This is a genomic window from Nocardioides silvaticus, assembly GCF_003160695.1.
Lineage (GTDB): Bacteria > Actinomycetota > Actinomycetes > Propionibacteriales > Nocardioidaceae > Nocardioides > Nocardioides silvaticus.
The window spans coordinates 51,015-71,795 of record NZ_QGDD01000003.1 but is presented as its reverse complement, the minus strand read 5'-3'; the positions used below and the strand labels follow the sequence as shown (position 1 = coordinate 71,795).

At 71.2% G+C, this 20,781-nt stretch carries 25 protein-coding genes and 1 tRNA gene; 14 read left to right on the top strand and 12 right to left on the bottom strand.

What is annotated here, in order from left to right:
- Nucleotides 1-158 precede the first annotated feature (158 nt).
- Nucleotides 159-1,820, top strand: a complete 1,662-nt coding sequence (locus DJ010_RS08505; protein ID WP_109693245.1) for a DUF885 domain-containing protein — start codon at nucleotides 159-161, stop codon at nucleotides 1,818-1,820.
- Between the two features lie 2 nt (nucleotides 1,821-1,822).
- Here DJ010_RS08505 and DJ010_RS08500 read toward each other — a convergent pair whose 3' ends face one another.
- From DJ010_RS08500 to DJ010_RS08485, 4 genes are all read right to left on the bottom strand, one after another.
- Entirely contained in the window at nucleotides 1,823-2,116 is a 294-nt protein-coding gene (locus tag DJ010_RS08500) for a DUF4235 domain-containing protein (RefSeq protein WP_109693244.1), read from the bottom strand.
- On the bottom strand, nucleotides 2,109-2,363 hold the full coding sequence (locus DJ010_RS08495) for a DUF3618 domain-containing protein (protein ID WP_109693243.1): 255 nt from the start codon (nucleotides 2,361-2,363) through the stop codon (nucleotides 2,109-2,111). The genes DJ010_RS08500 and DJ010_RS08495 overlap by 8 nt, the downstream gene beginning before the upstream one ends.
- Nucleotides 2,353-2,751, bottom strand: a complete 399-nt coding sequence (locus DJ010_RS08490) for a phage holin family protein (RefSeq protein WP_109693242.1) — start codon at nucleotides 2,749-2,751, stop codon at nucleotides 2,353-2,355. Before DJ010_RS08490 ends, DJ010_RS08495 begins: the two co-directional genes overlap by 11 nt.
- 92 nt (nucleotides 2,752-2,843) lie before the next feature.
- Entirely contained in the window at nucleotides 2,844-3,581 is a 738-nt protein-coding gene (locus tag DJ010_RS08485) for a glucose 1-dehydrogenase (RefSeq protein ID WP_109693510.1), read from the bottom strand.
- 68 nt (nucleotides 3,582-3,649) lie between these two features.
- Between DJ010_RS08485 and DJ010_RS08480 the strand changes: the two genes are divergently transcribed.
- On the top strand, nucleotides 3,650-4,735 hold the full coding sequence (locus DJ010_RS08480; protein ID WP_109693241.1) for an NAD(P)H-dependent amine dehydrogenase family protein: 1,086 nt from the start codon (nucleotides 3,650-3,652) through the stop codon (nucleotides 4,733-4,735).
- A gap of 66 nt (nucleotides 4,736-4,801) precedes the next feature.
- Here DJ010_RS08480 and DJ010_RS08475 read toward each other — a convergent pair whose 3' ends face one another.
- Nucleotides 4,802-5,791: a type IV toxin-antitoxin system AbiEi family antitoxin domain-containing protein gene (locus tag DJ010_RS08475; protein WP_109693240.1), complete on the bottom strand. Its 990-nt coding sequence runs from the start codon at nucleotides 5,789-5,791 to the stop codon at nucleotides 4,802-4,804.
- A gap of 195 nt (nucleotides 5,792-5,986) precedes the next feature.
- Here DJ010_RS08475 and DJ010_RS08470 point away from each other — a divergent pair, with 195 nt between their 5' ends.
- From DJ010_RS08470 to DJ010_RS08445, 7 genes are all read left to right on the top strand, one after another.
- A complete protein-coding gene (locus DJ010_RS08470) occupies nucleotides 5,987-6,457 on the top strand; it encodes a SigE family RNA polymerase sigma factor (RefSeq protein ID WP_109693239.1) in 471 nt (156 codons plus the stop codon).
- Nucleotides 6,447-7,715: a Stk1 family PASTA domain-containing Ser/Thr kinase gene (locus tag DJ010_RS08465; protein ID WP_109693238.1), complete on the top strand. Its 1,269-nt coding sequence runs from the start codon at nucleotides 6,447-6,449 to the stop codon at nucleotides 7,713-7,715. The genes DJ010_RS08470 and DJ010_RS08465 overlap by 11 nt, the downstream gene beginning before the upstream one ends.
- An 18-nt stretch (nucleotides 7,716-7,733) precedes the next feature.
- Nucleotides 7,734-8,909 (top strand): hypothetical protein, encoded by a 1,176-nt coding sequence (locus DJ010_RS08460; RefSeq protein WP_146207291.1) that lies wholly within the window; start codon nucleotides 7,734-7,736, stop codon nucleotides 8,907-8,909.
- A 70-nt stretch (nucleotides 8,910-8,979) separates the two neighbouring features.
- Nucleotides 8,980-9,519 carry a toxin-antitoxin system HicB family antitoxin gene (locus DJ010_RS08455; protein WP_109693509.1) on the top strand — a complete coding sequence of 180 codons (540 nt, stop codon included), beginning with the start codon at nucleotides 8,980-8,982 and terminating at the stop codon, nucleotides 9,517-9,519.
- A gap of 39 nt (nucleotides 9,520-9,558) precedes the next feature.
- On the top strand, nucleotides 9,559-10,377 hold the full coding sequence (locus tag DJ010_RS08450; RefSeq protein WP_109693236.1) for a DUF4097 family beta strand repeat-containing protein: 819 nt from the start codon (nucleotides 9,559-9,561) through the stop codon (nucleotides 10,375-10,377).
- 91 nt (nucleotides 10,378-10,468) lie between these two features.
- The gene (locus DJ010_RS22920; protein WP_281271128.1) at nucleotides 10,469-10,603 is read left to right on the top strand and encodes a hypothetical protein; all 135 of its coding nucleotides are present in this window, start codon (nucleotides 10,469-10,471) and stop codon (nucleotides 10,601-10,603) included.
- A gap of 128 nt (nucleotides 10,604-10,731) precedes the next feature.
- Nucleotides 10,732-12,675: a CocE/NonD family hydrolase gene (locus DJ010_RS08445; protein WP_109693235.1), complete on the top strand. Its 1,944-nt coding sequence runs from the start codon at nucleotides 10,732-10,734 to the stop codon at nucleotides 12,673-12,675.
- A 70-nt stretch (nucleotides 12,676-12,745) separates the two neighbouring features.
- Here DJ010_RS08445 and DJ010_RS08440 read toward each other — a convergent pair whose 3' ends face one another.
- Genes DJ010_RS08440 through dcd form a run of 3 tightly spaced genes read right to left on the bottom strand, consistent with a single transcriptional unit; the run spans nucleotide 12,746 to nucleotide 14,884 of the window.
- Nucleotides 12,746-13,717: a siderophore-interacting protein gene (locus DJ010_RS08440; protein WP_245927378.1), complete on the bottom strand. Its 972-nt coding sequence runs from the start codon at nucleotides 13,715-13,717 to the stop codon at nucleotides 12,746-12,748.
- A 57-nt stretch (nucleotides 13,718-13,774) separates the two neighbouring features.
- Nucleotides 13,775-14,266: a hypothetical protein gene (locus DJ010_RS08435; RefSeq protein ID WP_109693234.1), complete on the bottom strand. Its 492-nt coding sequence runs from the start codon at nucleotides 14,264-14,266 to the stop codon at nucleotides 13,775-13,777.
- Nucleotides 14,267-14,308: 42 nt separating this feature from the next.
- The gene (gene dcd / locus DJ010_RS08430; protein WP_109693233.1) at nucleotides 14,309-14,884 is read right to left on the bottom strand and encodes a dCTP deaminase; all 576 of its coding nucleotides are present in this window, start codon (nucleotides 14,882-14,884) and stop codon (nucleotides 14,309-14,311) included.
- Between the two features lie 49 nt (nucleotides 14,885-14,933).
- On the opposite strand from dcd, the gene DJ010_RS08425 reads away from it, so the two are divergent.
- The 4 genes from DJ010_RS08425 (at nucleotide 14,934) to DJ010_RS08410 (ending at nucleotide 17,203) form a co-directional block, all read left to right on the top strand.
- A complete protein-coding gene (locus DJ010_RS08425) occupies nucleotides 14,934-15,695 on the top strand; it encodes an SGNH/GDSL hydrolase family protein (RefSeq protein WP_109693232.1) in 762 nt (253 codons plus the stop codon).
- Between the two features lie 36 nt (nucleotides 15,696-15,731).
- A tRNA-Gly gene (locus DJ010_RS08420) sits at nucleotides 15,732-15,804 on the top strand.
- 252 nt (nucleotides 15,805-16,056) lie between these two features.
- The gene (locus DJ010_RS08415) at nucleotides 16,057-16,563 is read left to right on the top strand and encodes an SRPBCC family protein (RefSeq protein WP_109693231.1); all 507 of its coding nucleotides are present in this window, start codon (nucleotides 16,057-16,059) and stop codon (nucleotides 16,561-16,563) included.
- Between the two features lie 10 nt (nucleotides 16,564-16,573).
- Entirely contained in the window at nucleotides 16,574-17,203 is a 630-nt protein-coding gene (locus tag DJ010_RS08410; RefSeq protein ID WP_109693230.1) for a DUF2461 domain-containing protein, read from the top strand.
- Nucleotides 17,204-17,221: 18 nt separating this feature from the next.
- On the opposite strand, the gene DJ010_RS08405 is transcribed toward DJ010_RS08410, so the two are convergent.
- Genes DJ010_RS08405 through DJ010_RS08395 form a run of 3 tightly spaced genes read right to left on the bottom strand, consistent with a single transcriptional unit; the run spans nucleotide 17,222 to nucleotide 19,063 of the window.
- Nucleotides 17,222-17,935 (bottom strand): hypothetical protein, encoded by a 714-nt coding sequence (locus DJ010_RS08405; protein WP_109693229.1) that lies wholly within the window; start codon nucleotides 17,933-17,935, stop codon nucleotides 17,222-17,224.
- Complete coding sequence (locus DJ010_RS08400) at nucleotides 17,932-18,543, bottom strand: RNA polymerase sigma factor (RefSeq protein WP_109693228.1); 612 nt, start codon at nucleotides 18,541-18,543, stop codon at nucleotides 17,932-17,934. Before DJ010_RS08400 ends, DJ010_RS08405 begins: the two co-directional genes overlap by 4 nt.
- A gap of 58 nt (nucleotides 18,544-18,601) precedes the next feature.
- Nucleotides 18,602-19,063, bottom strand: a complete 462-nt coding sequence (locus DJ010_RS08395; RefSeq protein ID WP_109693227.1) for a nuclear transport factor 2 family protein — start codon at nucleotides 19,061-19,063, stop codon at nucleotides 18,602-18,604.
- A gap of 128 nt (nucleotides 19,064-19,191) precedes the next feature.
- On the opposite strand from DJ010_RS08395, the gene DJ010_RS08390 reads away from it, so the two are divergent.
- Nucleotides 19,192-19,866, top strand: a complete 675-nt coding sequence (locus DJ010_RS08390) for a hypothetical protein (protein ID WP_109693226.1) — start codon at nucleotides 19,192-19,194, stop codon at nucleotides 19,864-19,866.
- 376 nt (nucleotides 19,867-20,242) lie between these two features.
- Here the strand turns inward: DJ010_RS08390 and DJ010_RS08385 are convergent, their stop codons facing one another.
- The gene (locus DJ010_RS08385) at nucleotides 20,243-20,701 is read right to left on the bottom strand and encodes an RrF2 family transcriptional regulator (RefSeq protein ID WP_109693225.1); all 459 of its coding nucleotides are present in this window, start codon (nucleotides 20,699-20,701) and stop codon (nucleotides 20,243-20,245) included.
- Between the last annotated feature and the right edge of the window lie 80 nt (nucleotides 20,702-20,781).

Here is a 20,781-nt window from a genome sequence, read left to right as displayed (position 1 = left end):
ACTCACATCAGGACCGCGCCGACCCGGCTCGAACTCACACGTGGCGTTGCGAGTTTGCGACGGGTCGGCGGGCCTTGCGCGCGAGTTTGCGACGGGTCGGCGAGCGGGATCCGGTCAATCCCCTTGATCGGATCCCCGCCGATCTATAGGAATGCGGGGTGCCCGACAACAGCGACGCGATTGCAGCCCTTGCCGAGGAGTACCAGCAGTTCCGCTACCGCCAGAGCCCGATGTGGGCGCACATGTCGGGGGAGTACGCCCACGCCGGCGCGTTCACCGACGTGAGCGCAGCGGGTGAGGCCGAGACCGTGCGTCAGGCCGGGGAGTTCGCGGCCCGGGCGCGGGCGATCAGCGAGGACGACCTCGGCGAGCAGGACCGGCTGTCGCGGGAGATGCTGATCTGGGACGCGACGTCGACGGCGGAGACGGCAGCGCTGGGCGACGCCGAGCTCGGCGCCGACCCGATCTTCGGGGCCCAAGCGTCGGTGGGGATGTACCTGCCGAAGCTCGGGATCCCCACGCCCGAGGTCGCGGAAGCGATGGTCGACAAGCTGCGCGGCATCGCGACGTACTTCACCGACCTCGCCGACCGTCACCGCGACGGCATCGCCGCCGGCCGGACCCCCGCGGCATTCGCCGCCGCGGACACCATCCAGCAGCTCGACGAGTGGCTGACCTCGCCGCTGGCCGAGGACCGGCTGCTCAACATCGCCCCGACGCCCGAGGGCGTCGACCGCGCAGCACTGCTCGCGCGCATGCAGGACGTGGTGGCCGACCACGTCCGACCCGCGGTAGCGACCTACCGGGCCGTGCTCTGCGACGAGGTGATGCCGGTGGCGCGGGAGGACGAGCAGGTGGGGCTCCTGCACGTGCCGGGCGGGGAGGAGGCCTACGCGACGCTGACCCGCTTCTACACGACCACCGACCTGACGCCGCAGGAGATCCACGAGATCGGGCTGGAGCAGGTGGCCGACCTCGAGCGGCAGTACGCCGAGCTCGGGCCGGCCGCCGTCGGCACGGACGACGTGCCGACGATCCTGGCTGCGCTGCGCGACGACCCGAAGCTCCACCACACCGACGGCGACGAGATCGTCGAGGCGTCGAAGAGGGCGATGGAGAAGGCGCGCGGGGTGATGGGCGACTGGTTCGGGCGACTGCCGCAGTCGGACTGCGAGGTCGAGCCGACGACGAGCGGCGCGATCGCCTACTACTTCCGACCCGCGCTGGACGGCAGTCGCGGCGGGGTCTTCTTCATGAACGTCTCCGAGCCCGAGGGCTGGGGGCGCTACGAGATCGAGTCGACGTCGTACCACGAAGGCATCCCGGGCCATCACCTCCAGATCGCCATCGCCCAGGAGCTGGAAGGACTGCCGGACTTCCGCAAGACGGCGTTCGTGACGGCCTACAGCGAGGGCTGGGGCCTCTACACCGAACGGCTGGCCGACGAGATGGGCCTCTACGGCTCACCGCTCGACCGGATGGGCATGCTCGCCGCCGACTCGATGCGCGCGTGCCGGCTGGTCGTCGACACCGGCATGCACGCCCTGGGCTGGAGCCGGCAGCAGGCGATCGACTACCTGCTCGCCAACAGCGAGAAGTCCGTGGGACACGCGACGGCCGAGATCGACAGGTACGCCGTCACGCCCGGTCAGGCGCTGTCCTACATGATCGGCCGGCTGGAGATCCTGCGGATCCGCGAGGCCGCCCAGCAGCGGCAGGGTGAGCGTTTCGACATCAAGGCGTTCCACGACGTCGTGCTGGGCTCCGGCGCGCTGCCGCTGTCCGTGCTCGCGGCCCACGTCGCGCGACGGCTGACCTGAGGTCAGTCCCCCGGCCACTCCCCGGTCACCCGCTGGAACGCCTTGGCGCCGCTGCGCTGGATGATCGCCTTGGTGAGGGAGAAGACGACGCCCTGGGCGGCGGCAGCGGCGAGCATCTGGCCCCAGGAGTACTCCGACTGGAGCGGGGACGGTGGGTCGTCGGTGTGGGTGGGCGTCGCGCGCTTCCAGACCTGCTTGAAGACCTGGCCGGCGATGATGCCGCCGCCGATGCTGCTGACGAGGCCGACCGGGACGTAGAGAATCCGCGCGGACTTGCTGGCGGGCTGCTCAGCCATGGCGCCTCCACAACCAGAGGCCGAGGCCGACCGCGAGGGCGGCCGCGATGCCGGCCGGGACGTACGACGGGACCGCCTGCACCTTCTCCTTGGCCCGGCTCTTCACGTCGAGCCGGTAGGTCAGCGCCTCGACCGTCTCGCCGACCGACTGCCGGAGCTCGCTGATCTCGGCCTCGAGCTCGGCCTTGGTCGCGGGCGGGGGTGCCGAGCCGTTCTGGCTCTGGGTGGGCGTGTGGTCAGTGGTCACGATGACGGGCCTCCTGGACCTCGGCGATGTCGTCCTTGACGCTCTGGATCGCGGTCTCCGGGATCGGCGGCGAGCCCTCCGACACGTTCTTCTTGCCGATGAGCGCGGCGACGCCGGCCGCCGCGAAGAGCAGCACCGCGACGATCAAGGCCGCGGCCCAGGCGTCGACGACGAGTGCGAGCGCGAGGACCCCGGCCGCGATGAGCGTGCCGAAGCCGAACCACGCCAGCACGCCGGCCGCGCCGAACAGGCCCGCGCCGACGCCGACGTGCTTCGCGCGCTCGGCGACCTCGACCTTGGCCAGCGCGATCTCGTCGCGGACCAGGCGGGAGCTGTCGGCCGTGAGCTGGGAGACCAGCTGCGCGGTCGACTCGGTCGGTTGGGCCATGGTGCACCTCCAGCAGTGGGTTGGAGGAGCGGTACCCACTCGACTCGGGGCAAACCTGCGACCCCGCGCAGCGCGCCGTACGCGCCGCGGCGTCAGATGTTGGTGGGGATGTGCATGACGGTGCCGCCGTCGACGACGAACTCCGAGCCCGTCGTGAACGACGACTCGTCGCTGGCGAGGAACACGACGAACGCCGCGACCTCCTCCGGCCTGCCCGGCCGGCCGAGCGGGATCGGGATCAGGTCCTCGGGCATCTGGTCGGTGGCGGGCGTGCTGATCCGGCCGGGGTGGATCGAGTTCACCCGGATGCCGTGCGGGGCGAGCTCCATCGCGACCGACTTGGTGAGGCCGGTGAGGCCCCACTTGGAGGCGACGTAGCCGTGGGCCCACGGCGTCCCGCGCAGCCCCTCGATCGAGGAGGTGTTGATGATCGAGCCGCCACCGGCGGCGATGAGCGCATCCGCAGCGGCGCGGATACCGAGGAAGGCGCCGGTCAGGTTGACGTCGAGCATCTGCTGCCACTGCTCGGTCTTGTAGCGCTGGAGCTGACCGCCGTTGAAGATGCCCGCGTTGTTGAAGAGGACGTCGAGCCTGCCGAACTCGGCCGTCGTGAACGCGACCGCGCTCGCCCAGTCCTCCTCGGAGGTGACGTCGAGGTGGACGTAGCGCGCGGCGTCGCCCAGCTCGTCGGCCAGTGCCTTGCCCTCCTCGTCGAGCAGGTCACCGATCACCACCTGGGCGCCCTCGGCGACCAGCATCCGCGCGCTGGCGCCACCGATGTTGCGGGCGCCGCCGCTGATGAGCACGACCTTTCCCTCTACACGTCCCATGGCGGGGAGGGTAGCCTGCTTTCGGCCGAAGTAGAACACGTTCCAGTTTCCTCCAGGAGGGGCGTCGCATGACGATCCGAGTCGCCCAGGTCGCCACCGGCAACGCCGGGATGCTGACCCTGCGTCAGCTGATCAGCGACGACCGCTTCGAGCTGGTCGCGGTCGGCACGTCCACCCCGGACAAGGTCGGCACGGACGCGGGCGAGCTGGCCGGGCTCGACGTACGCACCGGCGTGCAGGCGGTCGGCGACCTCGACGCCGTCATCGCCGCCGGGCCCGAGTGCGTCGTCTACTGCGCGATGGGCGACACCCGCCCGGTCGAGGCCACCAACGACGTCCGCAAGCTGCTCGAGGCCGGCATCGACGTCGTCGGCTCGGCGCCGGGCTCACTGCAGTTCCCGTGGGGGACGATGCCGGAGAAGGTGATCGACAAGGTCGAGGCGTCCGCCCAGGCCGGCGGTGCGTCGCTCTACATCACCGGTGTCGACCCCGGCTTCGCCAGCGACCTGGTCCCGCTCGCCCTGGCCAGCACCTGCCAGCGGGTGGAGCAGGTCAAGTGCTACGAGCTCGCCGACTACGCGACGTACGACGGCGCCGAGGTCATGTTCGACCTGATGGGCTTCGGGCACCCCGTGGACTCGACCCCGCTGCTGTTCCTGCCGGGCGTGCTCGCGATGGCGTGGGGCACGGCGATCCGGATGATGGCCGCCGGGCTGGGGATCGAGGTCGACGAGATCACGGAGTTCTGGGAGGCCGAGCCGGCGCCGGAGTCCTACGACATCGCGGCGGGCCGGATCGAGAAGGGCACCATCGCCGCCCTGCACTTCTCCATCAGCGGCCTGGTCGACGGCCACCCCGCCATCGTCGTCGAGCACGTCACCCGCACCCGCGACGACCTCCGCCCCGACTGGGCCCGCCCACCCTCCGGCGGCGGCGCCTACCGGGTCGAGATCACCGGCGAGCCCAACTACGTCGTCGACATCGTCCCCAGCAGCGAGCACGGCGACCACAACCACGCCGCGATCGTCGCCGCCTGCGGCCGGATCGTGAACGCCATCCCCGACGTCCTCGCCGCCCCGCCCGGCATCCGCACCACCCTCGACCTCCCCCTCCCGACCGGCCGCGGAACGTTCGTGCCCCCGGTCGTCGAGTAGGCCGAGCGCTCTGCGCGAGGCCGTATCGAGACGGACCCCCGTCACCCGGGATCGCGGAGGATCGCATCAACCTGCTTGATCGGATCCTCCGCGATGTGCTGCGGGTGGGCAGTGAGGGCACGGCCGGAGCTCGCCGCGCCAGCCGCGCAGCCGGAGCAGGGCAGCGATCCGGGCCGCCGTCTCGCACGGCCGCTCGAAGACCTGTCCGTAGCCGAGCCGGACGGTGTGGTCGCCCGCCAATGCGGCATCGAGGTCGCGCTCGAGGTCGCGATCGCGGGCCCGGGCCGAGCTGTGGAACAGCCGGCCGTCGAGCTCGACGATCTGACGCCAGCGTGGCCGCGACCCGCCGTAGACGACGTCACGGAACATGGGTCTCCCGGCTCGTCCGGTGGCCGCCACCTGGCGCAGGCCGCGGGGCAGTCCGTGCGGGCGCTCCACCCTCGCCAGGTACCGGTGCTCGAGGACCGAGCACGTCCCGTCGGCGACGTCGTCCAGCACGGCCTCCAGCCACGCGCGCCGACGGAGTCGTTTGAGCCGGTCCAGCCGACCGCGCAGGCGGGCGGCCGTCGTACGGCGCCCGCCGCACGCGTCGGCGAGCACGGCGATCGCGGCGAGCTCGTCGCCGGCCCGGTCGGCGAGGTCGATGACCGCGTCGTCGTACCGCAGGCGCGGTGGGTTGAGGTGCGCCTGGACGGCGTCGTGGTAGCGCCGTGAGCGGCGTAGTCGGATGCCGGGCGGAGGGGCGACCCGCCTGGTCTCGTCGACGACGACCTCGATCGGGCCGTCGTCCGACCAGCGGTAGCCCGGCCCTTCGTGGGCCCGAAGAGCAGAGCGGCCGTCCAGCGCTGCCGGCCAGCAGGCAAGGACGGCTGCCCACGCCCGCTGACGCCAGGTCAGCGGCCCAGTGTGGTTGACGTAGACGCCGGGATGCACCTGCACCCACGTCCGGCGCCGGACCAGCCGCGCGACGACGGTCGGTGTCAGTCCGGCCGCCAGCGCCTGGCTGCGCGTGATCACGCCGTCCTGGCGCTCCAACAGCTCCGCGATCTCGTCCATGGCAGCGGTCTGCCCGCCAGGCTCGTCCGCCGACACCCGGCCGCCCGCGGCCTGTGGACGACCGCCTGGAACCGATCGCGGAGGATCGCATCAACCTGCTTGACCGGATCCTCCGCGATCTCGACTGATCGGGAACCGAACCAGCAGGCTCGCCGGTCTCTAGGGTGACCCGGAGACCAGGAGCCCGCCTTCACCATGGACTTCACCACGTACGTCGCAGCGCGCCGTGCCCGCCTCGTGCGGACGGCCGTGCTGCTCGGCTGTCCACGGGCGGACGCGGAGGACCTCGTCCAGACCGCGCTGCTGAAGTGCTACCGCTCCTGGCGCCGGGTCGCCCGCGCCGACCACCCCGACGCCTACGTGCACCGGGTGCTGGTCACCACGCTCGCTGACGCCCGCGCCCGGCGCTGGCACGGCGAGCTGCCGACCGAGAACCTCCCGGAGAAGAGCGAGGAGAGCGATCCCACCGGCGGCATCGCCGTACGACGAGCGCTCGCCGGTCTGTCTCCCGAGCACCGCGAGGTGCTGGTGCTGCGGTTCTACGCCGACCTCTCCGAGCACGACGCCGCCGCCGCGCTCGGGGTGGCTCCCGGCACGGTCAAGTCGCGTACGTCCCGCGCCCTCGCGGCGCTCGCCCCGCTCGTGGAGGCCCCCGATGCCCACTGACCGCTCCGACCGCACCGACCACCCCACCGAGGACGACGCCCGTGCCCTCCTCGCGAGGGCCGCGGCCACGATCGACGTCGACGACTCGGCGCCGATGATGCTCACCGGTCTCCCGGAGCCCCGCCATCGACGCTGGCCGGTCCTCGCGGCCGCAGCTGCCGTGGTGCTCGCCATCGGCGGCGGGTTGCTGGTGGCGCAGCAGCTCGGGGGTGACGACACCGTCCCGGCGCCGACTGCGGAGTCGGACGGACCCAGCGACGTCGCGGGTCCGCCGACTGACGACGTGCTCCCGAGCCTGCTCGGCTACACGGAGGAGGAGGCGATCGAGCTGCTCCAGGATCGAGGCAACCCGATCTCGGTCCACGTCGCGCCCGATGGCTGCAACGCGGCCGGGATCGTGACGGGCACCCGGCCTGCCGGCGGGGCCCTGGCCCCGCCCGGTGAACCCGTGACCATCACGGTCGTCGGTGAGCAGCAGGTCGTCGACTGCGTGGGCGAACCGCCGTGGGACCGGATCTGGGGGGTGGTCCGGTCCGCGCAGGGGCTGGACGTGGCGCCCGCGGAGCTCGACGGCATCGAGGTCGGAAGCGACGTACGTGATGCCCTGGTCCAGATGCTCGCCGAGGAGCAGTCGGGGCGACCGCGGGTGATGGCCCGTTGGACCTACGACGACGCTCGTTGCGGAGGCCACGTGCCCGGGTTCGACCGACTCGAGATCTGGGTCGGAGATTCTGCCCAGGAGTGCCCTTCGACGTCGGTCTTCCTCCACTTCGGCGACGACGGCAGGCTCATCGCTGTCGAGACCGGGGAGATCACCGAGCGCCAGCTCGGCGCAGGACTCAACCGGCTTTCGTCGGCGACCCAGTTCATCGCCTGGGCGCGCGGAGACGGGCCGGCGCCGGACTTCGCGGACCGGGTCCGGGTGATGTTCCTCGGTGGCGGCGCTTTCGGGCACACCGGGTGGACGGACCGGCCGGAGGACCGGACGTCGTACGCGGGTTGCTCCGGCCTCGGCTTCCCCGACTGCGCTCTCGACCCGGTCGCGCTGCTCGTCCGCCACGTCGTGCCCGTCGCTCCCGCCGCGGGTCGCTCGCAGTGCGCCGATGGCGGCCAGGTGCCCCAGCGGTTCGCGGACGCTTCGGCTGACGTCGTCCGGCTCGAGAGCTCGAGCTCCGCCCACTGTCAGCAGTGGGCCGTCGAGCTCTGGATCGACGAGGAAGGTGAGATCTACGGCGTGAACCAGGCCGGCTCGCACTGACCCGTGCGAGCATCGCCCATGCGCAGGATCGTTGTCGGGGCACTCGTGCTGGTCGTCGTGACCGGGCTCGCCGTCGTCCTCGTCGTCCTCGACCCCTGGTCCGACGGCGGCCGGAAGGGCGATCCGGCCGGGGGGAGCGGGAAGGACCAGAATCCGGCGCAGGCGGAGCGACGCCAGGGCGTCTACCGGATCCGCGACGCCCGGCCGATGGTCGAGGGCGAGGACTTCCGCGTCCTGCACGAGATCCCCGGGCCGATCGGGCACAAGACCGAGACCGTGCTGCCCGACGGCGACCTGGTGCTGGTGCACCGCTACCGCTACAGCAAGTACGGCGATCGGCTGCCCGACCTCGTCCAGGTCTGGGACCCCGCGACCGACGAGCGCACCACCGTGCCGACGGTGTGGCGCGGCGGGATCCGGGACGCCACGGCGACGAGCGCGTCCGACCTCTGGCTGACGTTCGGACTTCCTCGCACCGGGCAGGGCAGCAAGCGCGGCCTCGCGCACTACGACCGCGACACCGGGGAGACCCGGCTGATCACCATCCCCCACCCCGCCGCTGCGAAGAGCCGTCGTCACCTCGAGTTCCCCCAGGTCGGCGGGGACGGGCGGATCTACTTCATCATCGGCAGCAGCTTCTGCTTCCGGACGCGCTGCTCGACGCCCGACGACAGAGAACTGTGGTCCTTCGACCCGGACCGGCCGGATGAGGTGCGCAGGGAGGCGGGCAACGTCGGGTACTTCGCGGCATCGAAGCGACTGCTGGCCTGGGTCGAGCCGACGGAGAACATCGAGGACGATGCCGTCGACCTGCACATCCGCCCGGCCGGGAGGGCCGCGCGCACCGTGGAACTGCGGGACTGCTCGGACTGGTACGCGGGCCACCCGGTCCAGGCCACCGACGACCTGGTCCTGCTGAGCGGCTGCGGACGCGTCTACGACGCCCGGTCCCGGCTGCTCACCGAGCTCTCCATCTACGGTCACGACCTCACGGGCATGACGGATCGCTGGATCGCCTGGGGCTGGACGATCTGGAACCCGCGGACCGGACGGCTGCTGCGCACCGCCGACGACCGCATCGTCTGGCACCAGCGGCCCGTGGCCATGAGCGCCGACATCGTCGTGCTCCCCTCGCTCGACGGCCCTCGCAACACCCGGAGCGGCACGTGGAGGGTCGTCCGGCTCCAGCAGTGACACCACCCGGACGTCATCTGACGTCATCAAGGTGTTGACATGACGTCACCATGACGTCATAGTGGTGCGCATGGACATCACTCCGTACGTCGACCACCTGCGGCGCGACCTGCTCGCCGCAGCGGAGAGCGCGGGGGAGGAGGCGCGGCAGACCGCCGAGCGCCTCGGCTACGCGCTCGACCCGTCCGCGCGTCTCGCAATGATGGAGGCGATCAGCCAGGCCGCGGCCGAGATCACTGCGGCGATGCCGGCGGGCAGCGTCGACGTACGACTCGACGGCCGCGACCTCGACTTCGTGGTCCAAGCCCCGGCAGCGCCGACCCCGCCGACGCCCCCGGCTCCGCCGACACCCCCCAGCCCGCCCGCCCCGGGGGACGAGGAGGGCCTGGCGCGGATCACCGTGCGGATGCCTGAGTCGATCAAGAACAAGGCAGACGAGGCCGCCGCGGCGGCCGGTCAGTCCCTCAACACCTGGCTGGTCAACCTGGTGCGGTCCGCCACCAGCGACACCGCCATCCACGTCGACGTCGACCTCTCCAACCTGCCCTTCGGTGGCGACTTCCCCTTCGGCGGGAAGCGCGGCAACCGCAAGGTCACCGGCTGGCTCTGACCCTCACCCGTCTGTCCGCATCTCTCGAGGAGCATCCCCATGCCCGAATACACCTTCGAAACCCCTGAACCCGTCCAGCTGTACGTCGAGAACGGCAGCGGCACCATCGACGTGTCCGCCGGCGACGTCACCCGCACCGAGGTGCGGGTGGAGGGCCGGAACGCCGGCCAGGTCGAGGTCTTCCACGACCGGGGCCAGGTCAGCGTGCTCGCCCCGAAGGCGCGCGGGATCTTCGGCGACCAGCAGATCGACATGGACATCGTGGTGCCCGCCGGCAGCGCGCTGGTGGTGCGGAGCGGCAGCGCCGACCTCCGGGTCACGGGCGAGGTGGCGGCGACCAAGATCAAGTCCGGTTCGGGCGAGGTCAGCCTGGAGCGGGTCACCGGCATCGCCTCGATCGACACCGGCTCCGGCGACATCACGCTCACCGAGGCCGGCGACCAGCTCAAGGTCCGGAGCGGGTCGGGTGACTTCGCCGCCGACCGCCTCGACGGGATGACCACCATCTCCACCGGTTCGGGCGACATCCGGGTCGAGTGCGCCGCCGCGCCGGTCGTGGTCAAGACCGGTTCCGGCGATCTCGACATCGCCCAGGCCGACGCCGACGTCAGCATGACGACCGGCTCCGGCGACACCGTCGTCCGCCGCTTCGCTCGCGGCAAGATCACGAGCAAGGGAGCCTCCGGTGACGTCCGGATCGGGGTGCCGCCCGGCACTCCGGTGTGGACCGACATCAGCTCGGTCTCCGGTCGGGTCCACTCCGGCCTGGAGGGCGTCGGTGAGCCCGAGCCGGGTGCCGACTACGTCGAGGTGCGCGCCACCACTGTCTCCGGCGACGTGCACCTGATGCCCGCCTGAGACGGCGGTCCCGAGCAGGCACCACTGTCGGTGGCGACTGCTTGAGTAGCCCTACTGAAACCACCAGTGCCGCGGAAGGAGGACAGCGATCATGATCGAGAAGACCAACGAGCTCCGTGCCCGCCAGGAGATCGCAGACCGCATCGCGCGCGCCAAGACCAACCGGCTCGCCGCGCGGACCAAGAGCACCCGCCGCGCCCGGCGCGCCGGACTCGAGTTCCTCTGACGCCCATCCTGCGAACGACCTGGCCACGAGCCCCCCGCTCGTGGTTGGGTCGTTCCCGGATCACCGTGTCCAGGTAACCCGGAGCATCGGCACGTCGTTGAACCGGGCGTCACCACGAGGGAGCTCCGATGAACAACGCCCTGCCCCGCCGACCCCGGCGCGTGCTGATCGCGATGGCCGCCGCCTCCGCCGTCGGCGCCACCGTGCTCGCCTCGCCGACAAGCGGCGCCAGCGCCGCCCCCGGCCGTACGACGACCGCGGCGCCGTCGCTCACGCAGACGGTGCCCGCGACCACCGCAGCCCCGGCCGCGCAACGGCCGAGCAAGTGGCGCCCGCGACCCCAGCAGTACCCCGGCACGGTGAAGAAGACCGACCTCAAGATCCGGATGGACGACGGCGTCGTGCTGCGCGGCGACCTGGTGCGGCCGGCCAACGCCCAGGGCGAGCCCGTCAGGAAGAAGCTCCCGGTGATCGTGATGATCACCGCCTACAACAAGGCCGTGATCGGCTCGGGCGCCGCCGGCCTCGGCGGGCCCGGTCCGACGTACCTCGTCAAGCGGGGCTACAACTACCTCTTCGTCGACGCCCGCGGCACCGGCAGCTCGGAGGGCACCTGGGAGGCGTTCAGCGCCAGGGAGAACAAGGACGCCGGCAAGATCGTCGCCTGGGCGCACCGCCAGCCGTGGAGCAACGGCAAGGTCGGCATGGCGGGCGCGTCCTACATGGGCATCAGCCAGCTGATGGCGGCCGGCCACAAGCCGCCGGGTCTCGAGGCGATCTTCCCGCAGGTGCCGGGCGCCGACGTCTACCGCGACATCGTCGCCTCCGGCGGACAGCTCGACGTCGGTTTCATGCCGCTGTGGCTCGGGCTGGTCAACGGCACGGCGCTGATCCCGCCGGCCTACCTCAGCAGCGACCCGGCGTCCGCGATCGGCGTGCTCCTGGAGCACCTCATCGGCAACGGCACGTTCACGATGACACTGGCGCTGCAGGCGTTGCTCGGGGGCAACCCCATGTACGACGGGCCGTTCTACCGCGAGCGGTCCGCGATCGAGTACATCGACAAGGTGAAGGTCCCGACGTTCCTCGTCGGTGGCGAGTACGACCTGTTCCAGCGCGGCACCCCGATGATCTTCGACGAGCTGAAGAGCAACGGCGCACCGGTGAAGATGATCCTCGGCCCGTGGGACCACCTCGAGGGCTCGTCGGGCCTGGAGGTCCACAAGGCTGGCTACGGCACCCTCGGCGAGCTGCAGCTGCGCTGGTTCGACCACTGGATCAAGGGCCGCAACGGCCACCTCGGCGAGATCGCGCCGGTCACCGCCTACGAGCAGGGGTCCGGCCGTTGGCTGCGCAGCCGCAGCTGGGTCGGCCGGCACCAGGACGCGCGCCAGCAGCTGCTGTCCGGCACCTCGATGCAGGGCGGCAGGATCGGCGGACTCGGACCGAAGCGCGGCAAGACCGGCAAGTCGGTCCTCCTGCCGCTGCCCGTGCAGGGGCTGTGCTCACGGTCGACGAACCAGTGGACCGCCGGCATCCTCAACCAGGTCTGGCCCGAGATGCCCTGCTTCAAGAACAACAACATCGACGACTACACGGGCCTGGCGTTCCAGACCCGCAAGCTGCAGAAGCCGTTCACCTTCCGCGGCCCGATCAACGCCCGCCTCTTCGTCTCCTCGATCGGCGGTGACGGGATGCTGTCGGTGACCGTCTCCGACGTCGCGCCCGACGGCACCGTCTCGCGGCTCACCGGCGGCTGGCAGGTCATCTCCCACCGCAAGCTGGTGAGGTCGAAGTCGCGCTACCTCGACGGCAAGCTGATCCAGCCGTTCCACCCGTTCACCAAGGCGACCCGCCAGAAGCTGAAGCCCGGCCAGGTCGCCCCCGTCGACGTCGAGATCTTCCCGACCACCGCGGTCGTCAACAAGGGCCACCGGCTCCGCTTCACGATCGCCGGCTTCGACGTACCCCACCTGCTGGCGCCGGTCCCCGACCTCCCCGGCCAGGCGCTGCCGATCACGGTCTACACCGGCCCGAAGCACCCATCCCGGATCACGTTCCCGGGCCGCTGAGGGGCGACGCAACGGGGCAATTCGTCGCGATCCACGCGAACTCGCGACAAATCTCCCCGTGGCGTCGAGCTCAGGAGCGCATCGCCACGCCCTCGCGCCAGTAGCCCATGAAGGCGACCTGCGCGCGGTCGATGCCGAGCTCGTTGACGAGGCGGCGGCGGAGGCCGGTGACGACCTTGGACTCGCCGGCGATCCAGGCGTAGAGACCGGCGTACGGCGCGTCGTCGATCGGCACGTGGGTGGCCTCGGCGACCTCCTCGCCGGAGGAGGAGTAGACCGGCGTCTCCCAGAGGTCGGTCTCGACCTCGTCGTCGCTCAGCTGCGGCGCGGGCTCTGCGGTGCCGGTCAGCCACGCGATGACGGCGGCGTGCAGGCTGGCGCCGCGCGGCGCGTCGCCGCGGGGGAGCCAGGTCACCTCGACGCCGTCGGGGGAGACCAGGTCGCGCTGGATGTCACCGGCGTCGGGCACCTCGAGGAAGGCGGCGCCGACGGCGTCGGCGGGGAGGTCGCGGAGGATGCCGCGGATAGCAGGTACGGCGGTCTCGTCGCCCACGAGCAGCAGACGGGTCGCGTCGCCGGGAGACCACTCGATCCCGCCGAACTCGTGACCGAGCCGCGGCGCCAGGATCACCAACCGGTCCCCCGGCTGCGCCCGGAGCGCCCAGTCGTTGCCCGGTCCGGAGTGCTCGCCCGGCTCGTGGACGACGATGTCCACCACCAGGCGGGTCTCGGCGCCCGAGCCGACCAGGTCCCGGATCGTGTAGGTGCGCATCGACCCGCGCTCCTCCTCCGGGATCTGCGTCCAGGTCTCCCACCAGGAGTCGTCCATCTCGGCGAACGAGGGCAGCGCTCCGGCCGCGTTGGGGAAGACGATCTTCATCCGCTGGTCGTGGAGCGGGCCGGACGTGCCGCACTCGGCCAGTCCCGCCCCGCTGAGCTCGATGCGCACGAACGACGGGGAGACCCGCTCCACGCTGGTCACCTCGACCTCGTCGAGGATCATGGGCAGGTTGGCGACGTACTCGTTCTTGGTGGCGGTCACCAGGCAATACTAAGGCAAGGCTTGCCTACGGGGCTCGACGAGAGTGGTCGGCCAGGCTCAGCCGATGAACTCCCCGTGGGCGTCGCTCGGCAAGAAGAAGTAGGAGTGGCCGGAGGGCCAGGTGTAGGCGAAGCCGTCGAAGTGCGCGTCGTACCCGCCGCCACGGATCACCGCCAGAGCCGCGCGCGGCTTGTCACAGCTGGCGAGTCCGCCGTACACGTACGACGTGCAGATCACCTTGCCGTTCACCGAGAAGACGACCTCTCGTCCCGGATCGCCCGGTGAGACATAGACCGAGAGTGGCTCGCCGGTCGCTGTGATCGTCAACCTCGCGCGGGGGAACAGGCGTAGGGACCCGAACGGTCCGAGGGACGCGCTGACCGGCTCCGCGGTCAGTGTCGTCGGCACCACCACTGGCTCGGCGTTGCTCGCGAACGCGGGACCACTCGCCACGCTGGTCGTTTCAGGCGAGGCGACGGCGGTCTGGACCGTGGCCAGTAGGAGCGCCGTGACAGCGGTGAGCAGGGCCAGCGATCGTCGAGCGCTCATGCCTCGACAAACGCCCCAGCGACGGCGCTGTTACGTGACCGGTCAGATCGAGGTGCGGTGGAAGTTCAGGTAGGACCGCGACGGCGTCGGGCCGCGTTGGCCCTGGTAACGCGAGCCGTACTTCTCCGAGCCGTACGGGTGCTCCGACGGCGAGGTCAGCTTGAAGAAGCAGAACTGGCCGATCTTCATGCCGGGGTAGAGCTTGATCGGCAGCGTCGCGACGTTCGCCAGCTCGAGCGTCACGTGGCCGGAGAACCCGGGGTCGACGAACCCGGCGGTCGCGTGGGTGAGCAGGCCGAGCCGGCCCAGCGACGACTTGCCCTCGACCCGCGCGGCGATGTCGTCGGGCAGCGAGACGACCTCGTACGTCGAGCCCAGGACGAACTCTCCCGGGTGCAGGATGAACGGGTTGTCGCCGTCGGGCTCGACCATCCGCGTCAGGTCCGACTGGTCGGCGGCGGGGTCGATGTGCGGGTACTTGTGGTTGTCGAAGACCCGGAAGAACCGGTCGAGCCGGACGTCGATCGACGACGGCTGCAGCATCGCCGGCTCCCACGGATCCATGGCGATCCGCCCGGCGTCGATCTCGGCAACGATGTCGCGGTCGCTCAGCAGCACTCGGGCACCCTACCGACCGCAGCCGTCGCGGGCGATGCACAATCGAGGCATGACCTATCTGCGCTACGTGGCGGTGGGGGACTCGTTCACCGAGGGCGTCGGCGACGTCGACCCCACCCGGCCCAACGGGTGCCGCGGCTGGGCCGACCGGGTCGCCGAGGTGCTGGCGACCGGATCTCCCGAGTTCGGCTATGCCAACCTCGCGATCCGCGGCCGCAAGCTCCCCGCGATCATCGAGGAGCAGGTCGGGCCCGCGATCGAGCTCGGTCCGGACCTGGTCACCATCCACGGCGGCGGCAACGACGTGTTGCGTCCCAAGGTCGACCTCGACGGGCTCGCGGCGTCGTACGACGAAGCGGTCGGCCGGCTCGCGGCCAGCGGCGCCCACGTCGTGATGTTCACGATCGCCGACCCCGGTCTGAACCCGGTCATCAAGATGATCCGCGGCCGCACCGCCATCTTCAACGAGTGGGTCCGCGAGATCGCCGACAAGCACGGCGCCACCGTCGTCGACATGTGGCGGATGCGCGGCTGGAAGGTCGCCGAGGTGATGGACGTCGACCGGCTCCACCTCAACCCCGTCGGCCACCAGGCGGTCGCCATCGCCGTCCTCGACGCCCTCGGCATCGAGCACGACCTCGAGGAGCTCGCCCCCGCCGTCGTCCCCGAGCTCCCGCGCCGCGCCCAGCGCCAGGCCGACCTCGAGTGGGCCCGCACCCACCTCGCCCCCTGGGTCGCCCGCCGGATCACCGGCCGCTCCTCGGGCGACGGGGTGGAGCCGAAGCGACCCGGCCTCAGCCCCATCGGGTAGCATTCCGGTCGCGTTCTCCGGCAAGGCAGAACGCACGCGGACGTAGCTCAGTTGGTAGAGCGTCAGCTTCCCAAGCTGAATGTCGCGAGTTCGAACCTCGTCGTCCGCTCCGTTGATTGCCCGAGCGTGTCGCGCCATCGCGCGGCTCGCCCACGCCCTCGCTTCGCTCGGCGCAGGCTCGCCGCACGATGCGGGCTTCGCCCGCGGCGCGCCACGCTGCCGGGCCGCGGTCGACGCGGCCGTGGGTTGGGCGCCGACGGCGTCTGCGGCCCTTCGGTGGTCGAGTAGCCCGAGCGCTCTGGCGCGAGGGCGTATCGAGACCCCCGCCGGCCGAACGCCCACCCCGCCCTAGCCTGGTCGCATGATCGCCGACCGGTGGGGCGTGACCGACGCGGAGGTCGCAGCGCACTACCCGTGCGACGACCTCGTCGAACGCCCGACGCTCGAGGCCTGGCGCGGAGTGACGATCGCTGCGCCGGCCGAGCACGTGTGGGCGTGGGTGAAGCAGATCCGGCTGGCGCCGTACTCCTACGACTGGATCGACAACCTCGGCCGGCCCTCGCCGCGAGACCTGCGGGACCTCCCCGACCCGACCCCCGGCGAGCCGTTCACCGCCTCCTGCGGACGCCCGCTCGGGATGGTCCTCGCCGTCGAGCACGCCGATCACCTGACCGCGCGCATCATGGGCGCGGTGCTGACCTACCGCCTGACCGACGTCGATCCCGACCGGACCAGGCTGGTCCTCAAGGTCGTCGGCACCTTCCCGCGTCCGCTCGCGGACGCGGTGTCCCTCGGCGACCTGGTCATGGCGCGCCGGCAGCTGCTCAACCTCAAGCGCCGTGCCGAGCGCTCGCACCCGCCTGCGTAGGGTCGACGCCGTGACTTTCGAAGGCTTCCCCGTCGCTGCGCTGGACTTCTACGACGACCTGGAGGTCGACAACACCAAGTCGTTCTGGGACGCGCACAAGGCGACGTACGACAACGACGTGAAGGCGCCGATGGTCGCGCTGACCGACGCACTGGCGCAGGAGTTCGGGGACGCCAAGATCTTCCGCCCGTACCGCGACGTCCGGTTCGCGAAGGACAAGACGCCGTACAAGACGCACCAGGGGGCGTTCGTCGGGGTGGCGCCCGCGACCGGCTACTACGTGGAGGTGTCGGCGGCGGGGGTGCGGGTCGGGGGCGGGACCTACCACGCGGAGAGCAAGGACCTGGCGCTGATCCGCGAGGGGATGGCCGAGGAGAAGGCCGGCAAGCGGCTGGAGCGGATCCTGCGCGACCTCGAGCGGGGCGGGTTCGAGATCGGCGGCGAGCAGCTGAAGACCGCGCCGCGCGGCTACGACAAGGAGCACCCGCGGATCGGGCTGCTGCGGCACAAGTCGCTGCTGGGCGGGAAGAAGTACGGCTTCGAGCCGTTCATCCACACGCCCGAGCTGCTCGACCGCGTCCGCCACGACTGGCGCAAGCTGCGGCCCCTGGTCGGCTGGATGGAGGACCAGCTGACCTGAGGCCGCAGCCGGCGGTGCTCAGTTCCCGCTGCTCCCGACGCTCGCGGTGCCGAAGCCGCAGTCGACGTCGCCGATGGAGTAGGCGACCTCGATGCCGGCCATGTTGTCGGCGATGTCGCCCGACGTGGTGATCTTCAGGACGGCGTCACTCTCGCGGATCACCGAGTCGGCCGGGATCGTGATGACGTAGTCGTCACTGCCCAGGTCGGTCTCGAACGGCATCTGCTCGAAGCCCCCGCACAGGTCGTCGGCCGGCGGCTCGCCGGCCTCGGCCAGGTCGGGCTCGACGCCGCCGTAGCGGGTCTCGACCTCGGCCTTGCCCTTGATCACCTCGCCGCCCTCGGGCTCGCCGCCGTCCGGGGGATCGGGCAGCTCGGCGGCGTCGTCGGGGACGATCTCGACGCCCCCGATGCCCTCGCTGTCGTAGTCGACCTCGGCCTCGATGCCGTGCTCGGCCAGCGCCCGCTCGAGGCCGTCGGCGTCGTCGAGCTCGCGGATGGTGATGACGACGTCGCCGTCGCCCTGCTCGTCGACCGCGTAGGCAGCGGGGGAGCCGAGGGTGGACAGGCCGAAGGCGGTGACGGCCGCGGCGGCGACGCCGCTGCCGGCGTACGCCCACTTCCTGCGAGTACGACGCGCCGGGGCCGGTGCGCCCTCGGCGGCGACCTGGCGCAGCTCGGTCAGGAGCGCGCGGTCGAAGCTGTCGAGATCGGTGTTGTCGTGCGTGTTCATGGTCGTGCCTCCTGCGCGAGGACAGCCGCAGCCGCGCCCTCGTCGCTGTGATCGGGGTCGGAGTGGGTGTCGAGGTGCTGCTGGAGCCGGGTGCGGCTGCGGTGGAGCCGGACCCGCGCGGTCCCCGGCTTCATCCCCAGCTGCTCCGCAGCCTCGTGGACAGGCATCCCGTCGATCGCCACCAGCTCCATCAGCATCCGGTCCCTGGCCGGCAGCTGCGCGAGCCCGGCGTAGAGCGCCCGGGTGTGGCGCTCGGCGGCGATCCGCTCCTCGATCCGGGCGGCGGAGTCCTCGTCGAGGAGCCGCCGGCCCTGGATCCGGCTCTCGGCACGGAGCCTGCGCGCCTGTCGTCGTACGACGTCGGCCGCCTGGTTGCGGGCGATGCCCAGCAACCAGGCGATCGGTCTGCCCTTGTCGGGGCGGTACGAGGGCGCGGCCGTCATCGCGGCGAGGAAGGTGTCGGCGGTGAGGTCGGCGACCAGGTGCGGGTCGTCGACGCGACGCGCGAAGTACGCCTTCACGGTCGCGAGGTGCTCGCGGTAGAAGACCTCGAGCAGGTCCGGGTCGCGGCCGATGAGGGGGACCTCGTGGTCCCTGATCTGATTCACGACCGTTCTTCGCCGATCACCGTCCGAGCGTTACACGCCGACGGTGACCGGGCGGCCGTCAAGCGGAGGTGGGAGAGGTGAAGCTCGCCATCGTCCGGTCCGGCTCCCAGAACGCCTTCATCGACTTCACCCGGCCGTCGTCGTCGACGACGTAGACCATGATCAGGTCGGTGACGGTGTAGCTCCCGTCCGGGAACGACGTCTTGATCCGCCCGATGTTGGCGCAGGTGTTGCTGCCGGGGTTGGCGAACGACTCGTAGATCTCGAACTCGAACGTCTCGATCGGCGCGATGGCCTTCTCCCAGAACGCGGAGATGCCGTCGTGCCCGCGATGGCCCTTGCCCTCGGGGTCGAACATCGAGGGCCCGACCGGGTCCTCGAGCACCGCGTCCTCGGCATAGACGGTCAGCCACTCCGCGAGGTCGCCCTTGGCGACGGCGGAGTAGGAGCGTTGCGACGCCGCGCGGGCGGGGTGCGGGTCGTCGAGCGCGGTCCACGTGATGGCGTCGGAGGTGATCACCCGGCGATGGTACGACGAAAACTGGAACACGTTCTAGTGCCAGGACCGCACGGACCGCACAACCGGCTCTCGCCCGCGGTTCGGGTCGCGTTCACCGACCGGTCAGGTCGGCGCCTCACCCTCGAGCCATGAGCAAGAAGCGCAAGGCCTACCTGCACGTGGGGATGCCCGGCACCGGCGACGTCGTCGAGGCCGCTTTGGTCCACCACCGCGAGGCGATCCTCGAGCTCGGCTTCGAGGTGCCGGCGCGATCCGCGGAGGAGACCTTCCTCGCCTCCCTGGAGATCCTGCGCGCCCACCGCGCCTGGGGCTACGAGCGTCCCGAGGTCGAGGGCCAGTGGGCGGCGCTGTGCCGCCGCGCCTGGAGGGGCAACCTGCCGGTCGTCGTCAGCCTGCCGATGATGGTCGGCGCGAACCGCCCCGAGATCGACCTGCTCCTCGACGGGCTGGTCGGGATGCAGGTCCACGTGGTGGTGACGGCCGGACCCTACGACCACCTCGACGACGTGGTCGACCGCTGGTTCGGTGCGGTGCGCAAGCCCGAGCGGCTGCACGTCGTACGCCTCGAGGACGCGACGCCCGAGCGGATCTGGAAGGCGTTCGGCCGCACCGTCGGTTTCGGTACGGCGTCGCTCGGCCTGGCCGACGTCCCCGACCCCGCCGGCGCCCTGCCGGTCACCTCGCTCGACGAGGCGCGACGCGAGATCGAGCGGCTCGCCCGCCGCAACCGCAGCCTCGAGCGGTGGCGCGACGAGAGCGAGCGTCGGCGCCGGAAGGCGAAGAAGCGGCTGCGGGTCGCCTGACGACCGGTTGCTCGGTCGGTCGTCGAGTAGGAGCGAGCGCAGCGAGCGACGTATCGAGACGCTGTGACCTGTCGGCGGTCGCGAGGTGGTCGTTCGGGTGCGGGCGTCTCGATACGCCCTCGCCTGGCGGCTCGGGCTACTCGACGACCGGTTGGCGTCTCGATACGCCCTCGCCTGGCGGCTCGGGCTACTCGACGACCGGTTGGCGTCTCGATACGCCCTCGCCTGGCGGCTCGGGCTACTTGACGACCGGTTGGCGTCCGATACGCCCTCGCCTGGCGGCTCGGGCTACTCGACGACCGGTTGGCTCGGTCGGTCGTCGAGTAGGAGCGAGCGCAGCGAGCGACGTATCGAGACGCAGGTCGCGCGACGACCGTCAGTGCGCCTTCCAGGCGTCCTCGTCGGCGGTGCGCTTGGTCACAGCCGCGGGGAGGTCGGCGTCGGCCAGCTGCTGGATCGAGACCTCCTCGAAGACCTCGCGCAGGGAGCTGCGGGCGGCGATCCAGACGTGCTGGAGCACCTCGGCGGAGTCGTTGTAGCTGACCGCCTCGGGACGCAGCCCGTAGACCGAGACGAGGGGACCGTCCACGGCGCGGATCACGTCGGCGACCGAGACCTCGGCGGCGGCGCGCCCCATCCGCCAGCCGCCTGACTGGCCACGCTGCGACATCACGACGCCCGCGCGGCGCAGGTCGGCGAGGATCGCCTGGAGGAAGCCGTGCGGGATGTCCTGCAGGCGGCCGAGCTCCTCGGCGCTGACGGCGCGACCGTCCTCGCGTCCCGCCATCTCGATCAGGGCGCGCAGCGCGTAGTCGGACTTGGCGGAAACTCGCATGTGTCCAGTGTTCCAGATTTGATGATCGATTCACTTCACATGCCGCCGTGCTTGCTTGGGGTTAGCGCCCCACGTATCAT